This window comes from Citrobacter sp. Ce104 (assembly GCF_030334595.1).
GTDB lineage: Bacteria > Pseudomonadota > Gammaproteobacteria > Enterobacterales > Enterobacteriaceae > Citrobacter > Citrobacter europaeus.
This window is the reverse complement of record NZ_JAOWDP010000068.1, coordinates 1-2,318: the sequence shown is the minus strand read 5'-3', so window position 1 is coordinate 2,318 and position 2,318 is coordinate 1. Positions and strand designations below refer to the sequence as shown.

Below are 2,318 nucleotides of genomic sequence, written 5' to 3'. Positions count from 1 at the left end.
CGCCAAAACATCTTCGGCGTTGTAAGGTTAAGCCTCACGGTTCATTAGTATCGGTTAGCTCAATGTATCGCTACACTTACACACCCGACCTATCAACGTCATAGTCTTTAACGTTCCTTCAGGAGACTTATAGTCTCAGGGAGAACTCATCTCGGGGCAAGTTTCGTGCTTAGATGCTTTCAGCACTTATCTTTTCCGCATTTAGCTACCGGGCAATGCCATTGGCATGACAACCCGAACACCAGTGATGCGTCCACTCCGGTCCTCTCGTACTAGGAGCAGCCCCCCTCAATTCTCCAGCGCCCACGGCAGATAGGGACCGAACTGTCTCACGACGTTCTAAACCCAGCTCGCGTACCACTTTAAATGGCGAACAGCCATACCCTTGGGACCTACTTCAGCCCCAGGATGTGATGAGCCGACATCGAGGTGCCAAACACCGCCGTCGATATGAACTCTTGGGCGGTATCAGCCTGTTATCCCCGGAGTACCTTTTATCCGTTGAGCGATGGCCCTTCCATTCAGAACCACCGGATCACTAAGACCTGCTTTCGCACCTGCTCGAGCCGTCACTCTCGCAGTCAAGCTAGCTTATGCCTTTGCACTAACCTCCTGATGTCCGACCAGGATTAGCTAACCTTCGTGCTCCTCCGTTACTCTTTAGGAGGAGACCGCCCCAGTCAAACTACCCACCAGACACTGTCCGCAACCCGGATTACGGGTCTACGTTAGAACACCAGCCATTAAAGGGTGGTATTTCAAGGTTGGCTCCACGCAGACTGGCGTCCACGCTTCAAAGCCTCCCACCTATCCTACACATCAAGGACCAGTGTTCAGTGTCAAGCTATAGTAAAGGTTCACGGGGTCTTTCCGTCTTGCCGCGGGTACACTGCATCTTCACAGCGAGTTCAATTTCACTGAGTCTCGGGTGGAGACAGCCTGGCCATCATTACGCCATTCGTGCAGGTCGGAACTTACCCGACAAGGAATTTCGCTACCTTAGGACCGTTATAGTTACGGCCGCCGTTTACCGGGGCTTCGATCAAGAGCTTCTCCTTACGGATAACCCCATCAATTAACCTTCCGGCACCGGGCAGGCGTCACACCGTATACGTCCACTTTCGTGTTTGCACAGTGCTGTGTTTTTAATAAACAGTTGCAGCCAGCTGGTATCTTCGACTGATTTCAGCTCCATGAGTAAATCACTTCACCTACATATCAGCGTGCCTTCTCCCGAAGTTACGGCACCATTTTGCCTAGTTCCTTCACCCGAGTTCTCTCAAGCGCCTTGGTATTCTCTACCTGACCACCTGTGTCGGTTTGGGGTACGATTTCGTGTTACCTGATGCTTAGAGGCTTTTCCTGGAAGCAGGGCATTTGTTACTTCAGCACCGTAGTGCCTCGTCATCACACCTCAGCGTTAACAGTGTTCCGGATTTACCTAAAACACCCGCCTACATGCTTAAACCGGGACAACCGTCGCCCGGCTAACATAGCCTTCTCCGTCCCCCCTTCGCAGTAACACCAAGTACAGGAATATTAACCTGTTTCCCATCGACTACGCCTTTCGGCCTCGCCTTAGGGGTCGACTCACCCTGCCCCGATTAACGTTGGACAGGAACCCTTGGTCTTCCGGCGTGCGGGTTTTTCACCCGCATTATCGTTACTTATGTCAGCATTCGCACTTCTGATACCTCCAGCATGCCTCACGACACACCTTCAACGGCTTACAGAACGCTCCCCTACCCAACAACACATAGTGTCGCTGCCGCAGCTTCGGTGCATGGTTTAGCCCCGTTACATCTTCCGCGCAGGCCGACTCGACCAGTGAGCTATTACGCTTTCTTTAAATGATGGCTGCTTCTAAGCCAACATCCTGGCTGTCTGTGCCTTCCCACATCGTTTCCCACTTAACCATGACTTTGGGACCTTAGCTGGCGGTCTGGGTTGTTTCCCTCTTCACGACGGACGTTAGCACCCGCCGTGTGTCTCCCGTGATAACATTCTTCGGTATTCGCAGTTTGCATCGGGTTGGTAAGTCGGGATGACCCCCTAGCCGAAACAGTGCTCTACCCCCGAAGATGAATTCACGAGGCGCTACCTAAATAGCTTTCGGGGAGAACCAGCTATCTCCCGGTTTGATTGGCCTTTCACCCCCAGCCACAAGTCATCCGCTAATTTTTCAACATTAGTCGGTTCGGTCCTCCAGTTAGTGTTACCCAACCTTCAACCTGCCCATGGCTAGATCACCGGGTTTCGGGTCTATACCCTGCAACTTAACGCCCAGTTAAGACTCGGTTTCCCTTCGGCTCCCCTAT

At 52.4% G+C, this 2,318-nt stretch carries 1 rRNA gene; it reads right to left on the bottom strand.

The annotated features are described in order from the left end of the window. Nucleotides 1-23: 23 nt before the first annotated feature. Nucleotides 24-2,318: ribosomal RNA gene (locus OGW16_RS18515) — 23S ribosomal RNA — on the bottom strand; the annotation flags it as partial.